Raw genomic sequence first — 20,011 nt, forward strand, 5'->3', positions numbered from 1 at the left:
CGTTCGTTGTGAGAAAGTTTCTCGTTTACCATGAGAAAGTTTCTCAGGACCATTGTGCTATATAGCGGAAACCTGGTGAGAAACTACTTCATTTTCATCGCCGAAAATCCATCATTTGAATCTATCTGTAAGGCTGAAAGCCTGTAGGACCTTAGCCTAGGGTCAGCGAACGAAGTGAGCGCAGCCCTAGGTTAACAAGATTCGTTGTGAGGAGTGCTGTAAGCACGATATATAAAGGAGCTTGCTTTAATGTAAAGTGATATATAAACCCAAAACAAATTTATATTAGCTTTTTTTATTATGATTTTATAAATCTTGCCCTTATCTTTGCAATGTATTTTGCTTGCATTCCAGCAAATTACGATAATTTACACCTTTGGAAACAAACAACGATGCACGTAATGAAAGCAGCATACAACGAAAAAGCGATGATGGATTTGATTTTAAAAGAAGACAAATCCGGATGGTGGGTCAAAGAGGATCGTAGAAATATCATTACCGTATCCGATTATGTGCGGGATATGTATGGCATATCAATAAACGAAATACCCTACGATCATTTTATAAACCTGGTTCGCGAGGATTACCGCGACAGAATCCGCGAAGAGTTGACTATTACCGACGTACACGTCCCATTCAATCAGGTTTTCCCCATCATCACCCCCAATGGAATGTTGTGGCTACACGTAAAAGAACTGGAAAACAAGATTGAAGACGGCTTTATCATTGCCGGCGGCAAAATACAATTCATCGACGACCCGGAAGTAAACTCCCCCGAACAGGCATCTACGCTACGCACCAACAACCTTCTGTTCCAGCTACATAGCGTATCCCAGATCTTGCTATCATTCCTGCAAACGGATAATCCAGATAAAGTAATCCACAATATCCTGAGAGATATCCTCAAACAATTCAAGGCCGGGCGTACCTACATCTTCGAGTATAACTTCGAGAAACAAACCCAAACAAACACCTACGAAGTTGTAGACGACAACGTAAAGCCCGAGATAGACATTCTCAAAGACCTGCCTTTCGATATGAACTCCTGGTGGACGGATCAAATCACCAAACGATGCGAGCCCATCATCCTATCCACACTAGACGACCTCCCGCCCGAAGCCGACCCTGAGAAGGAATTCCTTGCCATGCAGGACATCAACTCGCTATTCGTCACCCCCCTCACATCCCGCGGCGGAACCTGGGGCTACGTAGGCGTCGATATTGTAGACGGATTCCACACCTGGACCAAAGACGATGCCGACTGGTTGCAAGCCATGTTCAACATCGTCAGCCTGTGTATTCAACTTCAACGCTCCGAGAAAGAAGCCAAACTAGACAAAGCCTACCTCGAAAGCCTATACAAGAATATGCCTTTGGGATACCTGCGGCTGAACCTCGTTTACAATGAAAAAAATGAACTGGTAGACTACATTTTTGTAGACACCAACCCCGCTGTCGACAATCTGTTCGCCAAACCGTTAAGCAACCAAATAGGCAAAAAGGCATCAGACGTCATTCACGATTATCGTCTCCAGAAGAATCTGACCTACCTCCAACAAGTCGTTAACAACAAAGAATACGTAGAAACCGACTACTATATTGACAGCACAGATAAACACTCGCGCCTCGTGATGTACTCCATCCAGGAAAACGAAGTCATCTGCCTGTTGTCCGACATCACCGAGTCCTACATCGCCAAGCAAAAGCTTATTGAAGCCAAAGAAAAAGCCGAAAGCAGCGACCGCCTCAAATCGGCCTTCCTCGCCAATATGAGCCACGAGATACGAACGCCGTTGAACGCCATTATTGGCTTTTCCGATCTGCTCAGCGTTACGGACGATCCCGAAGAACGGGCCACATATTCCGAGATTGTGCACAAGAACAATGACCTCTTGCTACAACTCATTTCGGACATTCTCGATATATCCAAAATCGAAGCCGGCACACTGGATGTTGTCAATGACGATGTCAACATCAACCAAATGTGCAGGGAAATCACCCACTTCTATGAACTGAAAACCGAAGACAGTCCGGTAAAAGTCACTTTCGACGAACATCTGCCCTCGTACATACTCCACAGCGATAAAAACAGGATTACCCAAGTCCTCAACAACTTTATCAATAACGCCCTCAAGTTCACCTCCGAAGGCGGTATCTCATTGGGCTATGAACTGGTGAGCGAAGACAAGATAAAGTTCTACGTACGCGATACCGGATGTGGCATAGCCAAAGAAAACCTGGAGAGCGTTTTTGAACGCTTTGTACAGCTAGACAGCTTCGTTCCGGGCACAGGTCTGGGCTTATCCATCTGCAAAAGTCTTGTAGAGCAAATGGGAGGAAAAATCGGAGTCGAGTCTGAGGTTGGAAAAGGCTCGTATTTCTGGTTCACGCATCCATTCCAACCGGAACTACAGACTAAGTCCAAAGACACCGCACCCAAACAACCCGTAAAGCCCACCCCAACCAACGAGAACGACAACTCCCGGAAACCAGTGGTTCTCATTGCCGAAGATACGGACAGCAATTATATCCTCCTGACCAGTATATTCAAAAACAAATACAAGCTGGTACGGGCATACAATGGTTTGGAAGCCATCGACCTATTTCATCAGACCCATCCGGATATCATCCTGATGGATATGAAGATGCCCCTGATGGATGGTATAGAGGCAACAAAGGAAATCCGTACAACAGATACCCAAACCCCGATCATCGCCGTTACTGCTTTTGCTTACGACAGCGATAAAGAACGGGTACTGGAAGCCGGGTGCAATGCGTATATATCCAAACCAATCAAAGCAGCGGAGCTTATCCGGGTGATGGAGGAGTTGCTGGAACCGGGAACTTAATTTATATCCCATTTGTTTCCGGCCTGACTATTTTTATCTACATTTGTGTAGATAATAAAAGTAAGCACCATGATGTTACCCAAACATGTTAAAAGCATTCCTTATGGTTTGACGGACTATGAACGTATAGTTACTGATAACTACTATTATGTCGATAAAACCCACTTCATTCCTCGGATAGAGCAGGCGGCTTCGTATTTCTTCCTCATCCGTCCGCGACGGTTTGGCAAGAGCCTGCTACTCAACGTGCTCGATTCATATTACGATATCAATAACGCCGAACGTTTCGAAGTTCTTTTCGGCAACCAGTGGATCTACCAAAACGAAACCAACCTGCGTGCCCGGTTTCTGGTGATGCGGTTCAACTTCTCGGCCGTAGACCCTCGTCCCGAGCGCATGGAAGCCTCGTTCGAGACTCATTGCCAAATTCGCTTCCTAGAGTTCACCGGTCGCTATAAACGCTTCTTCCCCGCCAACTTTGAGGAAGAGGTAATGAAGTACCCAACCGCTGCCGATCGCTTGCAGTACATCAACAAGACAGCCAGCGACTTAGGTCTTCGCATCTACCTTTTTATTGACGAGTACGACAACTTTACCAACTCCATTCTGGCCACCATGGGCCGTGATGCCTACCGCCACGCCACACATGGCGAGGGCTTCTTCCGATACTTCTTCAACGTGCTTAAAGTGATGACCACCAGTAGCGGAAGTGCATTGGAACGCATGTTCATCACCGGGGTAAGCCCCATTACACTAGACGATGTGACGTCGGGCTTCAATATCGGCTCCAACCTCACCATCGACCAACAGTTCAATGGCATTGTCGGTTTCTCCGAATCCGAACTGCGCACCATGCTCAACTACTACCACACGGAAGGTGTGTTGACTATGGGAGTGAACGAAATGGTGAAAGAAATGAAGCCCTGGTACGATAACTACTGCTTTGCCATACGAAGTCTCGGGGACGAAAGCATGTACAATTCCGACATGGTACTCTACTACGTGGCACACTGCTTGCGCAACGGATATCCGCCCGACGAGATGATAGACAAGAACATCCGCACCGACTACGGCAAGCTGCGTCACCTCATCAAGGTAGACCAGGAACTGGGGCCGAACTTCTCCGTCATTCGCGAAATTGTAGAAACCGGCCAAACCACAGCCAATCTCAGCGACGCCTTCTCGATAGAGAAGATGCTGGTGCCGGATAACTTCAAGTCGTTGCTTTACTACTTCGGGCTACTCACCATACAAGGCACGCAGCGAGGTGCCGCCGTTCTGGCCATTCCCAACCACACCGTGCGCGAGCAGATGTACTCGTACCTGATCGAGAGTTTGGCCGATGCCGACATCTTCCGAATCGACATCTACGAGCTGGCCAGGCTGATACAGCAAATGGCCTACGATGGTCAGTGGCAGCCGGTGTTCGCCTACATCGCCTCCGAACTGGAGAAACAAAGCCGCGTGCGCGAGTTCATTGATGGCGAAGCACACATCAAAGGTTTCCTGTTGGCCTATTTAGGCATGACACATTATTATATGACACTGCCGGAGTATGAACTGGCCAAAGGCTATGCCGACTATTTCTTCCAGCCCAACGCACGACTCACCGATATGCCATACGCCTATTTGGTGGAGGTGAAGTACATGAAGCGTGGCGAGCCCGACAGCCACATCCCCACCCTGAAAGCCGATGCCCGTATACAGTTATTGAAATATTCGGGAGATGAGATGATCACATCCAACATTGGCCAGGCCAAGCTCAGGTTACTCACCGTGGTGTTCCGTGGATGGGAACTGGTGGATATGGAAGAGGTCGTATAACCCGCTAATAATCAAAGCAAGTATATACATAAAATAACATCCGACCATTTACAGCAATGGCCGGATGTTTTATTATAAAAGACCGGATGCTTTATAGCAAATAGTCCGATGCTTTGATTTGGAGGATTTAAGGAGTGGTTAGATAAACCAATCCGTTCTCACCCCAAGATACTACGCCTTCGGCAGGGGTGTCATCTAGTGCATCATCTAAAGCCTCCCAGCAATCGGCGTAATCGCTTTTTATGGTACTGCCTAAAATATTATGCATACCATTTAGTGTACTGTGCTGCCAGTAGCACGAAATGATAGCACCTCCGTTAAAGCTGCCTACCACGGCACCCTTAGTATTATTTACATTACTCACTTCATTAGGTGCGGCATAACAAGCAGTGATGCTTCCACTACTTTGTCCACCCACAACACCACCAACTCCGCTACCTCCACTTATCGTACTGCCGCTTTCGTAGCAAGCCACAATGGTTCCTGCATTAAGTCCCACGATGCCACCAATATAATCATTACCTTCCACCGAACAATTTATCGTCTGGCAACCGATAATGATGCCATCATTATATCCGGCAATAACGCCTACTTCAGTTCCTGTACTTGTAATCGTGGCTCCTTGCACAATTACATTCTTTATTGTACCACTGTTCATGTCGAATAGTCCAAGGCTATAATTACCATTTATTTCCAATCCCGTGATGGTGTGTCCACCACCATCAAAGACTTTGCCACCAGGAAGGACTCCCGGTGTAAGCGTTACCCCTGTAAGGTCTATATTGCTACTCAGTGTAAAGTCTGTCGTCATGCCGCCATTGTACCAATCCAGAAACTCCTGACGTACATTGGCTACCGGTGCCTGCATAGCCATTGTCATGTAATAGCGCTGGCCCAGTTCATAGTCTGTTCCTCCGCTTGGTATTATGATTGTCGTTGCATTTGTATATGTTATTCCGTCAGCATCGGTCACAGCCAGCGTAAGGGTACCAGCCTTAAATGTTGGTTCAGATACATAATATGCTACGGGCAACATTACCCAAATCGTAAGCGTTCCGTCTTCATCGGGTACGATATCTGCCAATTGCACTGGAAATTCGTCTGTATATTCCAGTTTACTTCCCTCATAACTAGTAGTATGTAATATCCCCTCTGTATCATTTGACGTCATAATAAATTCATTGTATGTGCCTTGAGGCAAACCTGTGAGTTCAAATTCAAAAACAGATGAGAATTCATGATTGAAATCCATATTACTGAACGTGCCACCAGATATATCAACGCCAGATATAATGAAATCATAGCAGCCGAGATGGCCCATATCGTCATTAGCAGCCTGTTCTTGTCCCAGATAGTCTATTTTAAAGTTATACCCGTCGTCATTGTTGGGCATCTTGCTTCCCGTGCTTGAGCCTATCATTACATAGTGTCCATCTTCTCCTATTTCCGGTCCGGTAAAGGTGGCAGTTTTACCATCGTTTTCAATGGAACCCGGCACGATGGTATATGTACCCAAAGCAGCACTATAATCAACAGGAAACAACTTTAGTACATCCGTCTCCGTCCATCTCACCTTTATACCCCCTTCACCGTCAAGTTCTTCGTACGACATACGTGTCTTGGCCTTGTCCAGACTGGCGGTGAATGTTATTGTTCTCGTTTCGGGCATAGGTTCGGGCAATACTTCTTCACTATCCGAACAGGCTGTAAATATCAAGGCAAGGGCTATGCCTTTAATCATAGATATGGCAAAAATATTCTTTTTCATACTCTTCTTTTTCGGGGTTTATTACTTCTGTACGGTGAATAAATCATTGAGTGCATCTTCCAGGTCTTGCATAGGGCCGGATGTACTCTGACTGGAAGTTCTGCTGCGGGCTCCGGCAGAAAACATTTCGTGCTTTCCATCAAAGCCACCCATTCCTCCATTGCTGGTAACGCTGTTGGCCATTATTCCTTCGTTTTCTACCCGAATGATTTCAATACACGGTGCTTGATAAATTTGCTTCATAAACTATATTTTTAAAAGATTAATGAATTATTCTAACTATTATAGACTGGGGTATATAGACGCATCAGACAATCAATACAACTCCACAAATAACTTTATAGTTATTCGATAAAGCTAAAGCTATGCAAAGTTAAACCCGCATCATAAATGAGGAGAAAACTGCCTATCGTATTATTTAGCAATACGTAAAAGGTTTTAGCAATACGTAAAAAAGTGGGATTAAGTGCCGTTAGTTAGCGTTTTTCTGCCATTGACGAAAAGTCATTCCTGTTAGTTTCTTAAATACACGGCTAAAAGAAGAAGCATGGGTAAAGCCCGACATCCGGGCTATTTGTTCTTGAATATAGTTCGGATTCTTTACAATCAACACCTTAGCATATTCAATACGCTTGTAATTAATTAAATCATAAAAACTGCATTGAAATTCTTCATTAATGATACGCGAAATGTATGTGCGGTTGGAGTTTAATTGTGCAGCAATATGATCTAATGAAAGGTCGGGTTGGAGAAAGATCTTATCCTCATTAATCAGTTTATTGAGTAGCGGGAGTAGCTTCGTTGCATAATTATCGTTACTGTGATCGACAGTGTCTATTTCTTCTTCGGGTTGTTCGGGTTCCTGAGGCAGGATGTTCTCGGCTGTAAACCTTGTTTTATACACAAAATAGCTCATGTAGTAGATACATACGCTGGTTCCCGCCATAAATACGTACTTCAGGTAGTAGTAGCTTTCGTGCGATATTCTCCATACAGAAGCAGCAGTCAGGCCAATCAGCAACACTCCAAAGAGCCCAATAAGTACCGCCTGGTTATTTTCAAGGGACTTGCCTTCCAGGTTGGAAAAGAAATTGCGAAGCCCCTTCTTATACCGGATCACATTCATGGTAGAATAGATCACAACCGCTACGATCTGGGCATAGAAGATGATATATAGAATTTCAACACTGACAAAATAGAGCATCCATTGAAGCGTGCCTGCTTCAAATTGATAATTCTCCTGGGTTTCTATTACATTCCGGATATAATCGGCGGATTGTTCTTCGCCTAACAACAGGTAAAGAACCGCCGAGATACTCCCAAGAACGACACTCGGGAGCAACCAGATGTATTGTTTCCACGTTAACTTATCTTTATGGGTTAACGTCCGGAAATAAAGATAAAAAAGGGGGAATAGCAGTAGAGTAAAAGTAATATCTACTATATCCAGCTTATAATAAAGCTTGTAATCGTCTATTCCGCCAAAAAGCATGACCCATATAAATGCGCAGATACTCAACACCAGCATGGTTATCATCCACATGTTTTGTGGCCTGGTGTTCTCTTTCCGGTTAAAGAATAGAAGCAGGCCCCAGGAAAAGGAGACAAAGCAGGGTGAGTAAAGAATTAGCGTATAAATGGCTGTCATATTATCTATTTGGCCAACAAATATAGCTATTTCCCCTGATGTTTCAATACGCGGGCTTCCAGATAAAACACGATATCTTCGGCTATATTATTACAACGATCGCCAATGCGCTCTATACGGCGAATGGCAGCGCTGAGCTGTAGACAGTCATAGATATGTTCGGGATGTTCTGCCATATATTCCGCCAAAATGCCTATGGCATTCCGGTTGATTGTATCTACCAGGTCATCCTTTGCAAAGACCTCACTGGTTCTGGTTGAAGCCTCAGCGGTAAAAGCTATTTTGCAGGTGTCCAACATAAAGAGTACACCATCGAACATATCTTTTAGCTGCAACTTCTCAATAAGTTCCGCAGGTATCTGGTCGCGGTGATTACCCAAAACGATTTTGGAGATGCTGTTGGCAAAGTCGCCAATACGCTCCAGATCGTTATTGATTTTGAGGATGGAGATGATTAACCGCATGTCAACGGCAACGGGGTTGAGCAAAGCAAAGAAATGCTCGCACTCCCGGTCGATCATCAACTCATAGGTATCGACCATCTTTTCCAGGTTTCTCACCTCATGAGCAGCATTCTTGTTGTTGTTTAATAAAGCGTCGGCAGAGCGTTCTACCTGACCCTGGACGAGGGTCCACATCTCGGAAAGACTTCCTCTTATTCTCTGAATCGAAATTTCTACTTGACGAACCATGATTTCATTTACGATTTAATTATTTACGATTTACGATTGGAGTATGCTTGAACCACCTGTTCCCAAAAGCTTATTTTGTAGGGGCGGTTCGCGAACCGCCCAATGTACAGAATGCACAGAAAACCATTTTCGGGCGGTTCTCGAACCGCCCCTACGGTAAATCATTGACTTTCCGGTCAACTTCGACAGTGAAATCATCCAAAGCGACCGGTAATATAATTTTGGGTGGCTTCTTTGGCTGGGTTGGTGAACATTCTGCGGGTGCTTCCGTATTCAATTAGTTCTCCCAGGTAGAAGAAGGCGGTTTTATCGCTGACGCGCGCGGCTTGTTGCATGTTATGCGTAACGATAACGATGGTGTATTCCTCCTTTAGTTCGTAGATCAGGTCTTCGATCTTCAAGGTGGAGATAGGGTCCAGTGCAGAGGCCGGTTCATCCATCAGGATGATCGAGGGCTTTACAGCCAGGGTACGGGCAATACACAAGCGTTGCTGTTGTCCGCCGGAAAGTTCAAAAGCCGATTTCTTTAGTTTATCCTTCACCTCCTCCCAAAGCGCAGCACCTTTGAGGGATTCCTGAACACGCTGTTCGATGAATGCTTTATCTTTCACACCGTTTACCCGTAGGCCATAAGCTACATTCTCGAAGATAGACTTCGGAAAAGGGTTCGGTTTCTGGAAAACCATTCCCACCTTTTTACGAAGCTCCACCACTTCTACCTCTTTTCCATAGATGTTTTGATTATCTATAAAGATTTCACCGGTTAACCGGATACCGTCAATCAAGTCGTTCATGCGGTTTAACAGACGCAGAAAGGTAGACTTTCCGCATCCCGATGGGCCGATCAGGGCTGTCACCGAATTGCTCTCGATCTCCATGTTTATATTCTTAAGCGCGTGGAAATCGTTATAGTAAAAGTTCACGTCGCGCGCGTTGATTGCAATCATTTGAGTTTTTTTGTTTTTAATTCATTATTTGAGTCTCCTCCCTTTGGAGGACCGCATGGAAACCTGGCCGCGGCACCTTGCCGCTACATCTTCACCTTTTTACCGAAGTACCGGCGCAGCGCATTTGCCATCAGGTTTATGACCAATACAATGACTATCAACACCAATGCTGTTCCGTATGCCATAGGCCGGGAAGCTTCCAGATCTGTTCCGCTGGTTGCGATTACATACAAGTGATAAGGCAAAGCCATCACCTGATCGAACACACTATCCGGTAGTTGCGGAAGGAAATAAGCTACGGCTGTAAACAAGATAGGTGCTGTCTCTCCCGATACGCGGCCAACAGCCAGAATCAACCCCGTGATAATATTCGGGAAGGCGATGGGTAATAACACCCTGCCGATGGTTTGCAACTTCGTCGCCCCCAACGCCAGGCTCCCCACCCGGAAAGAATTGTCGATTGACTTCATGGCCTCTTCCGTTGTACGGATAACAATAGGCAGTACCAGCAGCGCCAAGGTAAACGAACCGGCAATGAGCGAATCGCCAAAGCCAAAAGCCGTGACAAACAGCGCCATACCAAACAGTCCGAAAACAATAGAAGGCACGCCACTCAGGTTATTGGTCATGATGCGGATCAATTTCACCAGCCAGTTGTTATGCGCATACTCGCTGATATAAATACCTGACATCACTCCGATGGGGAAAGCAATAATCACACTACCGACAACCAAATAAAGCGTACCAATGATGGCAGGAAAGATTCCTCCGCTGGTCATTCCGTCGGATGGGTAAGTCGTCAGGAACTCCCAGTCGATCACCCCTACGCCATTCACTACGATAAACCCGAGTATCCAGAACAGGATACCTACCACGCAAAAGCTCAATACCCGGAAAGTCCAGAATGCTGTCTTTTGTGACATTCTTTTGCGTGCTGAATAATTCTTTATCTCGATCATAGCGCTTATATGGATTGTTTGCGATTGCGGGAAGAGATGACCTCCACCGTAATACTAATGATGAGGGTTAACAGGAAGAGGACGCAACCCAATAGGAAGAGCGCTTCATAATGCGTACCTCCTGCGGGGGCTTCGCCCAGTTCGGCTGCGATCGTAGCGGGTATGGTGCGGACGGGTTCCAGCAAGGTGGTCGGCATGACGGCCGCGTTACCGGTAACCATGAGTACGGCCATTGTTTCGCCAATCGCACGCCCGATACCGAGTACGGCTGCCGCCGTTATTCCCGATATGGAATAGGGAATGACTACCTTGCGGATGGTTTGCCAGTGGGTAGCTCCCAGCGCCAGACTGGATTCTTTCATTACCCGGGGCGTGGAACGGATCGCATCTTCGGCTACGGTTATAATGGTTGGCAATGCCATAATGGCAAGGATGATGCTCCCGGCAAGTCCCGTTTCACCAACCGGCAAGGAGAATATTTTTTGTATCATCGGCACAATCACCACCAGCCCGAAGAAGCCGTAAACAACGGAAGGAATACCGGCCAAAAGTTCTATAATGGGTTTAAGTATTTTGCGCAAACGTTCGTCGGCCAGCTCTGCCAGATAGATGGCAACTGCCAGACCGAACGGAAGGGCAATCAGGATGGCGCCGAGGCTCACCCATAAGGTTCCCAACAAGAGAGGCAATAGTCCATAGAGTGGCGACGGCTGGGAGGTTGGATACCATTGTTTGCCGATAAAGAACTGGGCAGGAGTGATTCGTCCTTTATCCAGTATCCTACCGCCAAAGTCTTCGCTGACGTATTGTTCGGGGAAATAAGCAATGATATGGGGATGTTCGGCAACGACTTTACTCAGGCATTGGGGTATGTTCTCAAGGTCGGCGCCCAGTTCCTCTTCGGATACGTAGTTTGTCAGGTCGCTTAAACGAAAGACCAGTATATCCGCATCCGGTCCGCCTACCGCTTTCCAGTTTACGATCTCCGCATCGAATATGTTGAGGATATCATTGGGCGAGAGCTTCGCCACCCGGTTTTCCTTATTCACAGCAAGTACATAACCTTCCTCCACATCGGGAGAGCTAAACAAGCCGGCCCCTTCCTTGAACAGGAAGATAACGATCAGCAGGATAATCAGGCTGGTGGCGAAGCCGCTGATCATCAGCAGCTTCTCCATCATGACCGTTAGTACTTTCTTTATAAATTTCATTCTATTTTACGGGTATGTATCCTACTGTTTTAACTGTAGTTTGTCCCTCTGCCGATAGAATATAATCAGTGAAAGGTTTTACTACTTTCTCCGCACCTTTTATGTAATAGAAGTATAACGGACGAACCACGGGATATGTTTTCGCTTTTGCATTTTCGAACGAAGGCTCTACGAAACTTTTCCCATCATAGGATACATGTATGGCCTTCACGCTTTTATTCAGATAAGCCAATCCTACGTACCCGATAGCTCCTTTGGTCTGGCTCACGGACTGGATGATGGCACCGGTCGCCGGCATACTGAGGATGGAGGGCATGTAGTTCTTGTTTTTCAGTACATCGGTTTTGAAGAACTCGTACGTGCCCGAGCTTGTTTCGCGGGAGTAGGCTACGATTTTAAGGTCGTCGCCGCCAACTTCTTTCCAGTTCTTGATCTTTCCGGTAAAGATGCCTTCAAGTTGTTCGCGGGTCAGGTTGGTTACTTTATTGCCCGGGTTAACCACAACGGCCAGGGCATCATAGGCAACAATCACTTCCACCGGACTTTTACCGGCTTCCTGCAATTTTACTTTCTCGTCGAACTTAACTTTACGGGATGACATGGCGATATCTGCCGTTCCATCCATCAGGGCAGAGATACCTACTCCACTGCCGCCACCGGTGATGGTAATGTTTGCACCTTTATTCTTTTTCAGGTAATTTTCTGATTCTTTCTGCACCAAAGGAAGTAATGTATCACTACCTTTCAATTTCTGTGCCGATGCCCATGTGGAGATTCCGATAAGGGCTATTAATACTACAATAATCTTTTTCATATTTCATTTATTAAATAAGTTATTTAAAGCAAGAGGGATAGACTGCGCAGCGCCGCTTGCGGCACCTGGCCGCCCCGCCTCGGGGCTAGAACTTATACTGTAACCGTAAAGTAAACACATCATCACTTAGATTTTCTTTGTATTTTGCATCTACGGCATTGTTATTTACTTTTTCATTTGAATTTATATCATAATAGCACATCACGCGCAGGTTTTGATTTGCCCGGAACAGCCATCCGAATCCGAAGGTAGAATATGCTATATCCCCTTTCGTCTGGCATTCGTTTTTATCGACCTTTGTGTTGGGGTCATAAGCATCGTACTTAAGTACAAGCGAGTGCTTGGAAGTGGCTATATCCTGTACAAGTTGCAGATAATAACCACTGAACTTGCGGACGTAGATATCCGAGATTATCGCTCCCGTCGGACTTTTACTATCGCCGGCTGCTCCGGGTTGCGTACCCCACAGATACTCTCCACGCAAGGAGGTCATTCCTAAAACGGAACTTAAACCGATTTGACCATCAACACCATAATACTGGCGTTTGGCATAATCGCCCGGTTTGAGGTCTGTATCTTCCACAAAAGCGCCGTTCGTGAATTTGTATGCTCTTTGATAGACATCTCCGGCAAGGCGAACGCCACCAGCATAGAGAGAAGCGCCAAGGCCATAAGTAAAATTGTTTAGCTTTTTGGTGTAAGATAGATGACCGATAAAGTCTTTTCGGGAATCCGTTTCTTTGGCTTGCCCGCCATTGCCGGAGAAGAGTCCGATGTTAAGGGTTAGAGGATGCAGTTTAGTGCCTTGTGGACCTTTGAAGATCAGTTCCGCGCCCAGGTCGCGTTCTTTGGGAAAGAGCGTCAGGAATACCCGGCTTCGTTCGGGCGATTCGCGGCGGGAAGAGGAGTAGGATATCTCGTAACCAAAAGGACGGTCGAAGATTCCTCCGCGCAAGGCTACCCATTTTACATTGGGGGCTTGCAGCTTTAAAAAGGCGTCCTTTACTTTTACGCCTTCTTCGGTGGCGTCGATCTGTATAACTGCTTCTCCATATTTACTGGTATAGGCAGCCTTCAGCCGACCTCTCCGGAGGGAAAAGTCGTTCTGATCGCCGGTAGATACATCGGCATGGTTCCATGTCCATTGCGTCTGTACGTATCCGGAGAATTTAAGCTGGCCCATCTTCTCGACTTTCGATTCAAGGTTACTGATGCGCTCGTTTAAGTTCTGGTCCGGGGCATCTTGTGAATAGCCGTATAGTCCGGTCAGTGCAAATAAAAGAAATAAACCCGTTCTTCTCATATACTTTTTAGTTGTTGATTACACTGCAAAAATATGCCTATTGCATTACCAACACATGAAGAACGTGTTATGTTTAGATGTAAATTATGTTACAGAATGATTACACAGGTGTAGGGGCGGTTCGCGAACCGCCCCTACAGCTATAGCTTCCTAAAGTCCCCTCCCGTAGGATTCTGGAACACCTGTAGGTCGAACTCGGGGATGATTGCCAGTACATGGTCGAAGATATCGGCCTGTATGCCTTCGTATTCCACCCAAACCTGATTGGCGGAGAAGAAGTACAGTTCCAACGGAATACCGCGTTCGGTGGGTTGGAGCTGGCGTACCATGCAGGTCATGTTTTTGCTGACAGACGGGTGGTGCTTCAGGTAACTGGTGAGGTATGCACGGAATACACCCAGGTTGGTTTGCCGGCGGCCATTGACCAGGATGGAGTTGTCGATGTGATTTTCCTCGTTATACTTACGTATGATTTCCTCTGTTTTTACTACATATTCGTTTACGAGATGTATCTTATTATATTTCGCCAACATTTCGGGGGTGCAGAACTTTACGGTGTTCATGTCGATATTTATTGAGCGCTTGATGCGGCGTCCACCGGATTCCTGCATTCCGCGCCAGTTCTGGAAGGATTCTTTCATCAGTGCGGTGGGCGGAATGGTGACGATGGTCTTGTCCCAGTTCTGTACTTTTACGGTGTTCAGGGTGATTTCAATGACATCGCCGTCAACGCCATACTTGGGCATTTCGATCCAGTCGCCCACGCGTACCATATTATTGGCGGAGAGCTGGATGCCGGAAACAAAGCCCAGGATACTGTCCTGGAAGACCAGCATCAGAATGGCGGCCGAGGCTCCCAAACCAGCCAGCAGTCCCAGAGGTGATTTGTCGATCAGGATGCTTACAATGGCAATACCGCCGATGAAATAGAGAATGATCTGAACGGTCTGCAAGAGTCCTTTCAGCGGACGGTCGCGGTATTTTTCTTTTGAATTGTAGATGGTATAAAAGGCGGTCAGCAAGGCAACGATGAAACGGATAAACATGGCAATGATATAGGCCATACAGAAACGTTGGGTGTAGTCGTATCCGCTGGACCCGGCTTCAAAAACAACGGGGGCGAGCAGGTAGACGATGACCGGGGCAATCATTCCAATTAGTTTTCCCAGGACTTTGGGGTCGAATACAATATCGTCCCAGGTTGCTTTTGTTCGTTGCACAAGCTTTACTATCGTATTGAATATGATGTACTTGCAGATTTTCTGGATCAGGAACGCTAGTCCGATAATAAGGATTAAAACGATCGTTTTGTCCAGGATATCGGCGGTTGCACTGCCAACTCCCAGTGATAGTAGAAACTCATTGAGCCATGTGGTAATTTTATTCATATTTTATTGTTTTGATTGTTTTTGTAGGGTTATACGTTAGTTCTGAATGGTTTTGAATGTAAATGATTAGCTGTAGGGGCGGTTCGCGAACCGCCCGAAAATGGTTTTCTGTATATTCTGTGCATTGGGCGGTTCGCGAACCGCCCCTACAGTAATCCATTCATTTCTGCACCGTTTTATTTCATTTCCATACACTTGGTTATTTTCATACAACAATTCACAATTCCTTTATAAACCTCTCCAAATCATCATGCAGCCATTGATACAGAAACAGGCTTTTATATCCCGTATTCCTTTTCAACATCACTCCTATATTCAACTGGCTATTTTGATAAGACGTTAACTCATTGCGGTACTGCTCGTTATGCCCCGCCAGACGCTTTATTTCATCCTCGCGCTGCCTGCGCAACACCGTACAAATGGGTATCAACAGTTTCATCACTACATTATCCATAATGTGATGCCCCTGGATATACAGATAAGTATTATCCGGATGAAGCCCCAGTTCCTGCAACTCCCTTCCCAATGCCGTAACTTTCGGCTTCAAGTCGGGATATTTACGCTCAAATTCCGCCAATTTGGTATGTACCCGCTTCTCCATTTCGTCAAGACTGAGGTATGGATTCCGCAACCGCACCTGATGCAGGCGTACTACCAGATTGAAGTCGAACATCGGAAAAGTATGTGTATCATGATTGCGATAGAACCAGATTGTCCACAGAAACAGCGGATAAGCAATCTCGGAGTACCGTTGGAAGAACCGGTTGAAATCGACCAGGTGACGGTCGTTCAACGTAGATTGTACCACCACATTGTGCAGACTTTCGGCATAGCAACGGTAATTTTCTATGGCATACGCATAAGTCTGGAAGATATATTTGTTACCATTAATCTTCCGCGAAGACGCCGTTTTGTCCTGCATCAGGAAATCGTAATCGCTATCCACACAAGCAATCAGGCTTTTACCCAATTCGCTGGTATTCAAGGTATTCATCAACACCATCTTCTTTCCCTTGGAAAGCGTGGTGGCCGAAGGAAGCATCACCTGAAAGTAACGCTCGTCCGTTTCAAACTCGGCAAGCAGTTCCTTCCAGAAGCCGACATCTTCATAACTTTCCACATAGGCTATGATCTTACGGCGTGTTTTCCGGGGATACAGCTTATGTGCTGCATCAAAGTAGGAGGAACTAATGTTATCTTTTAATCGTTGAGCCATGCCGCGCGTTATTTCTCCAATGGGGTGGATATATCGCTTACTTCGGTCACGGCATCCAGCCAACCTTCCATGATCACGGCCGGCGAATGGGTGGTAAGGATAATCTGCTCGTTCGGGTTCAACTCACGAATCATCGAGATCAGCTTTTGCTGCCATTCAATATGCAACGAGGCTTCGGGCTCGTCCATGAAGAGCACGCAGTGTTCATTATCGCGAACCAACACGGTTAGCAAAATAACCAACATCTGCTTCTCGCCCGACGACAGCTTATTGGGGAAAAGCAACTCACCGTTCTGATAGAAAGCAATATCATTCCGCTTGCGGTCTATCGTTTTATGAGTATAACCGAAAAGGCTGTCGACCATATCCTGAAACTTTTTCTTAGGAATGGCCAGGTCGGCCGCACGGCTCCGTTGTTCGTCGTCGTTGCTATTCAACAACTCGATCATTTTATTGCCGATATTTACCTGATAATCAAGATACTTACGTTGAAGCAGATAAAGTTGCCAATCCAGTTCGGAGCGGACATTGCTTTCGGGTACGCGACTGACAAGATCGGCTTGTATCAGCGGCCGGTCGTAACTACGAATCACATCGTAAGGAATAAAAGTCGCCTCCGGGTCATCAAAGAATATGCGTACACCGTTCTTCAGGTCGCTTTTCACCTGGCCGGACAGTTGCTCCAAATGCCCGACAGAACGATTCAGGATGGTAGTCTTCCCCACCCCATTAATGCCGGAGAGGATATTTACGTCGGGGCGCAAGTCCCAATCCACACTGAACTGCCCCCAAAGACCGTCAATTTCAATGCGCTTAATATAGCTGGCTTGTTTTTCCATATTCACAAATCTCCCTTTTATTGGGGGATACACAAAAATAATGAAATTATTTAATGTGACAATAAAGCGGAGAACAGAAAAGAGCAGGATATCTCATTACCTACTAGCATTCGCGGCAAATACTACCGGCACTCGACTGAAATGCTACTAGTATCTGCGGCAAATGCTACTAACATTCGAGAGAAATACTACTGCCGTATAAAATATAGACTACCAGTCATTATACATATTCGTTAAATAATCTAAAAACACCAAACAAACTTACTACATAATACTAATACACCCACCAAACATAGTATCTTTGCATCACAATCAATTCATAAACAATGATAATACATTGATTTGACTACTATTATAATACATTAAAATTTAAAAACGTAAGATTATGAAAACAACATTTAAAGATCAATTAATCAAATTAATGCATCGACCACGGCGTTTGGTGCAGGTTCATAACAACCTGAACGAGAAGTGCGAGAAGTAACACCAATCATTCGAATAATAAAAATTGAATTATGGAAAAGAAATCTTTTGTCTTTTACGAAAGTTGGCAGCGTGCAATTGACGAGTTACCTGCCGATATTCAACTGGAAATTTACCAAGCCATCACAGCGTATGCGATAAACAAAAAGTCGATCGAATTAAGCCCCATGGCCAAGGTTGCCTTTTCTTTCATCAAGCAAGACCTCGACAGGAATGCGAAGAAATATGCCGACAGATGCATGAAGAACAAAGAAAACTCCATCAAAGGCGGTGCCCCGAAGGGGAATAAGAATGCATTGAAAACAACCAAAACAACCGATCGGGTTAAAAAACAACCGAAACAACCCGATAATGAGAATGATAATGTTAATGAAGATGGTAATGATAATGTTAATGGATCTATTAAAATAGATAACAAAGAAATACTCTCTTTAGAGAGTATAAAGAAAGAAGCCCAGGCTTCTTCATGCATGTCTGATTTTGATAGATTTAATTATTGGATAAAAGACAATGCACCCTACTGTGCTAATCCGAGACACTTTCCTCACCAAATGACCGAAGAGGAACTCGTAAAACTGAAAAAGAAATATTCCGGTTCGGAGATTGCGAATATCATTACGCAGATAGAAAACCGCAAAGACCTTCGCAAACGCTATTCGAACTTATACCGGACAGTATTAAACTGGGCCAAAAGAGACTATGGATACTAATTAAAAGTCGTAACAACGGCGCCCACCAGCAAGAGAAATCATTCATCCTTAAAACAATAAACCCTGCATTATGAAAGAACAAATCATCGACCAAGCCTTCGTGTACAAGGGCTACAAAAAGACAGAACTAGCCACGATGTACAATCCGCACATGACTCAAAAGAAAGCCATGGAAACATTCAACAAATGGTTACGAAGTAATCCGGAGTTCTGGCTACGCCTTCAGACCAGCGGAGTAGTCATCGGCACGCAATACTATCGGAAATCACAAGTAGAGATCATCGTTAGCCATCTCGGTGAACCTTAAGGGAGATAGAAAAACAAAACCAACGTAATACACTATATAACAAGCAATTACAAAACCATCTCCCCCTATCTCCCTCTATCTTCCCCTAACTCCCTCTAACGTCCTGCTCCCAAATCTTCCGTTTGTACCTTTGTATCAAACGGAAGGGAAGCGCGCTCTTTTCCGGAGAGAATAACATTTTATTTAATAACAAAAACATTCAACAACAATGGCAATAGCATTAATGCGCTACAAGCGCAACAAAATCCTGAGCGACCCAACGTCGCCCGAGTTAAACTATCTGAAACCCGTTCCCGGTCACACCCGGACGCTAACCACTAAAGACGTAGCCGAGGAAACCGAAGCCCTGGGCGGCATGAGTGCCGAAGACGTAGATCACGTCATGAAGTCCTTCGTCCGCTCCCTGCGCAAGGTTCTCACCCGCGGCGACAAAGTGAAAATCAACGGTCTGGGCACCTTCTACACCACCTTCTCTTGCGAAGGTGCGGAGGAAGAAAAGGATTGCACGGTACGTAACATCAAGCGTGTACACATCCGCTTTGCCGTAGACAACACCCTTCGTCTCGTAAACGATAGCACCGCCACCACACGCGGCGCAGCAAACAACGTGGAGTTCTACATCAAAAGCGACGTGTCAGCAGCAGCCGGAGGAAACGGCAACAATGGCAACGATAACGGCGGCGGTGATGACCCAATCGTAGATCCGGGATTCTAGGGGGCGAGGCGCCCCGGCCGGGTTTCCATGCGGGGTGGCAAGAGGCGGGGCACCCAAGTTTTTGATGTCGACTAAAAAGCTTGGCTTCCCCATCTCAACGCCCTAAATCAAGTAAAACAAGTAATTAAACAGGCTCCGGCACCTTGCCGGTCAGCCATAAAACAAACAAACGATATGAGTAAGCAAAAAACATGGGATTTGATCCTGAAAGTAATTATTGCAGTAGCTAGCGCACTGGCAGGCGCACTGGGCGCAAGTGCAATGACACTGTAACCAATTAGAATCCACAGGCATATATTATGAGAATATGCCTGTGTTTAACATTTTACAAATTAAGA

General features: G+C 45.7%; 18 protein-coding genes. 6 read left to right on the forward strand and 12 right to left on the reverse strand.

Annotation, left to right across the window (positions count from 1 at the left end):
* The first annotated feature begins 401 nt into the window (after window positions 1-401).
* The gene (locus tag D0T87_RS19665) at window positions 402-2,849 is read left to right on the forward strand and encodes a GAF domain-containing hybrid sensor histidine kinase/response regulator (RefSeq protein ID WP_163177273.1); all 2,448 of its coding nucleotides are present in this window, start codon (window positions 402-404) and stop codon (window positions 2,847-2,849) included.
* 72 nt (window positions 2,850-2,921) lie between these two features.
* Window positions 2,922-4,673, forward strand: a complete 1,752-nt coding sequence (locus D0T87_RS19670; RefSeq protein ID WP_163177336.1) for an ATP-binding protein — start codon at window positions 2,922-2,924, stop codon at window positions 4,671-4,673.
* Window positions 4,674-4,800: 127 nt separating this feature from the next.
* On the opposite strand, the gene D0T87_RS19675 is transcribed toward D0T87_RS19670, so the two are convergent.
* The 12 genes from D0T87_RS19675 to D0T87_RS19730 all read right to left on the reverse strand — a co-directional run bounded on the left by D0T87_RS19675 (window position 4,801) and on the right by D0T87_RS19730 (window position 17,458).
* The gene (locus D0T87_RS19675; protein ID WP_163177275.1) at window positions 4,801-6,441 is read right to left on the reverse strand and encodes a fimbrillin family protein; all 1,641 of its coding nucleotides are present in this window, start codon (window positions 6,439-6,441) and stop codon (window positions 4,801-4,803) included.
* A gap of 21 nt (window positions 6,442-6,462) precedes the next feature.
* A complete protein-coding gene (locus tag D0T87_RS19680; protein WP_163177277.1) occupies window positions 6,463-6,684 on the reverse strand; it encodes a hypothetical protein in 222 nt (73 codons plus the stop codon).
* A 229-nt stretch (window positions 6,685-6,913) separates the two neighbouring features.
* Entirely contained in the window at window positions 6,914-8,089 is a 1,176-nt protein-coding gene (locus tag D0T87_RS19685; protein WP_163177279.1) for an AraC family transcriptional regulator, read from the reverse strand.
* Window positions 8,090-8,115: 26 nt separating this feature from the next.
* The gene (gene phoU, locus D0T87_RS19690; protein WP_163177281.1) at window positions 8,116-8,781 is read right to left on the reverse strand and encodes a phosphate signaling complex protein PhoU; all 666 of its coding nucleotides are present in this window, start codon (window positions 8,779-8,781) and stop codon (window positions 8,116-8,118) included.
* 194 nt (window positions 8,782-8,975) lie between these two features.
* Window positions 8,976-9,728: a phosphate ABC transporter ATP-binding protein PstB gene (gene pstB / locus D0T87_RS19695; protein ID WP_163177283.1), complete on the reverse strand. Its 753-nt coding sequence runs from the start codon at window positions 9,726-9,728 to the stop codon at window positions 8,976-8,978.
* Window positions 9,729-9,811: 83 nt separating this feature from the next.
* Window positions 9,812-10,687, reverse strand: a complete 876-nt coding sequence (pstA, locus tag D0T87_RS19700) for a phosphate ABC transporter permease PstA (RefSeq protein WP_163177285.1) — start codon at window positions 10,685-10,687, stop codon at window positions 9,812-9,814.
* Between the two features lie 5 nt (window positions 10,688-10,692).
* Window positions 10,693-11,889 carry a phosphate ABC transporter permease subunit PstC gene (gene pstC, locus D0T87_RS19705; RefSeq protein ID WP_370526936.1) on the reverse strand — a complete coding sequence of 399 codons (1,197 nt, stop codon included), beginning with the start codon at window positions 11,887-11,889 and terminating at the stop codon, window positions 10,693-10,695.
* A 10-nt stretch (window positions 11,890-11,899) separates the two neighbouring features.
* On the reverse strand, window positions 11,900-12,712 hold the full coding sequence (locus tag D0T87_RS19710) for a phosphate ABC transporter substrate-binding protein (RefSeq protein ID WP_163177289.1): 813 nt from the start codon (window positions 12,710-12,712) through the stop codon (window positions 11,900-11,902).
* A gap of 85 nt (window positions 12,713-12,797) precedes the next feature.
* Complete coding sequence (locus tag D0T87_RS19715; protein WP_163177291.1) at window positions 12,798-14,015, reverse strand: hypothetical protein; 1,218 nt, start codon at window positions 14,013-14,015, stop codon at window positions 12,798-12,800.
* Window positions 14,016-14,155: 140 nt separating this feature from the next.
* Complete coding sequence (locus D0T87_RS19720) at window positions 14,156-15,403, reverse strand: mechanosensitive ion channel family protein (RefSeq protein WP_163177293.1); 1,248 nt, start codon at window positions 15,401-15,403, stop codon at window positions 14,156-14,158.
* A gap of 217 nt (window positions 15,404-15,620) precedes the next feature.
* A complete protein-coding gene (locus D0T87_RS19725; RefSeq protein WP_163177295.1) occupies window positions 15,621-16,619 on the reverse strand; it encodes a DUF4435 domain-containing protein in 999 nt (332 codons plus the stop codon).
* Window positions 16,620-16,627: 8 nt separating this feature from the next.
* Window positions 16,628-17,458, reverse strand: coding sequence for an AAA family ATPase (locus tag D0T87_RS19730; protein ID WP_163177338.1), 831 nt, complete (start codon window positions 17,456-17,458; stop codon window positions 16,628-16,630).
* Window positions 17,459-17,973: 515 nt separating this feature from the next.
* Here D0T87_RS19730 and D0T87_RS19735 point away from each other — a divergent pair.
* The 4 genes from D0T87_RS19735 (at window position 17,974) to D0T87_RS19750 (ending at window position 19,946) form a co-directional block, all read left to right on the forward strand.
* Window positions 17,974-18,651, forward strand: coding sequence for a DUF6291 domain-containing protein (locus D0T87_RS19735; protein ID WP_163177297.1), 678 nt, complete (start codon window positions 17,974-17,976; stop codon window positions 18,649-18,651).
* Between the two features lie 70 nt (window positions 18,652-18,721).
* Complete coding sequence (locus D0T87_RS19740; RefSeq protein WP_163177299.1) at window positions 18,722-18,958, forward strand: DUF4248 domain-containing protein; 237 nt, start codon at window positions 18,722-18,724, stop codon at window positions 18,956-18,958.
* 208 nt (window positions 18,959-19,166) lie between these two features.
* A complete protein-coding gene (locus D0T87_RS19745; RefSeq protein ID WP_163177301.1) occupies window positions 19,167-19,673 on the forward strand; it encodes an HU family DNA-binding protein in 507 nt (168 codons plus the stop codon).
* Window positions 19,674-19,847: 174 nt separating this feature from the next.
* Complete coding sequence (locus D0T87_RS19750; protein ID WP_163177303.1) at window positions 19,848-19,946, forward strand: smalltalk protein; 99 nt, start codon at window positions 19,848-19,850, stop codon at window positions 19,944-19,946.
* Window positions 19,947-20,011 lie beyond the last annotated feature (65 nt).

The organism is Bacteroides sp. 51 (assembly GCF_010500965.1).
GTDB lineage: Bacteria > Bacteroidota > Bacteroidia > Bacteroidales > Bacteroidaceae > Bacteroides.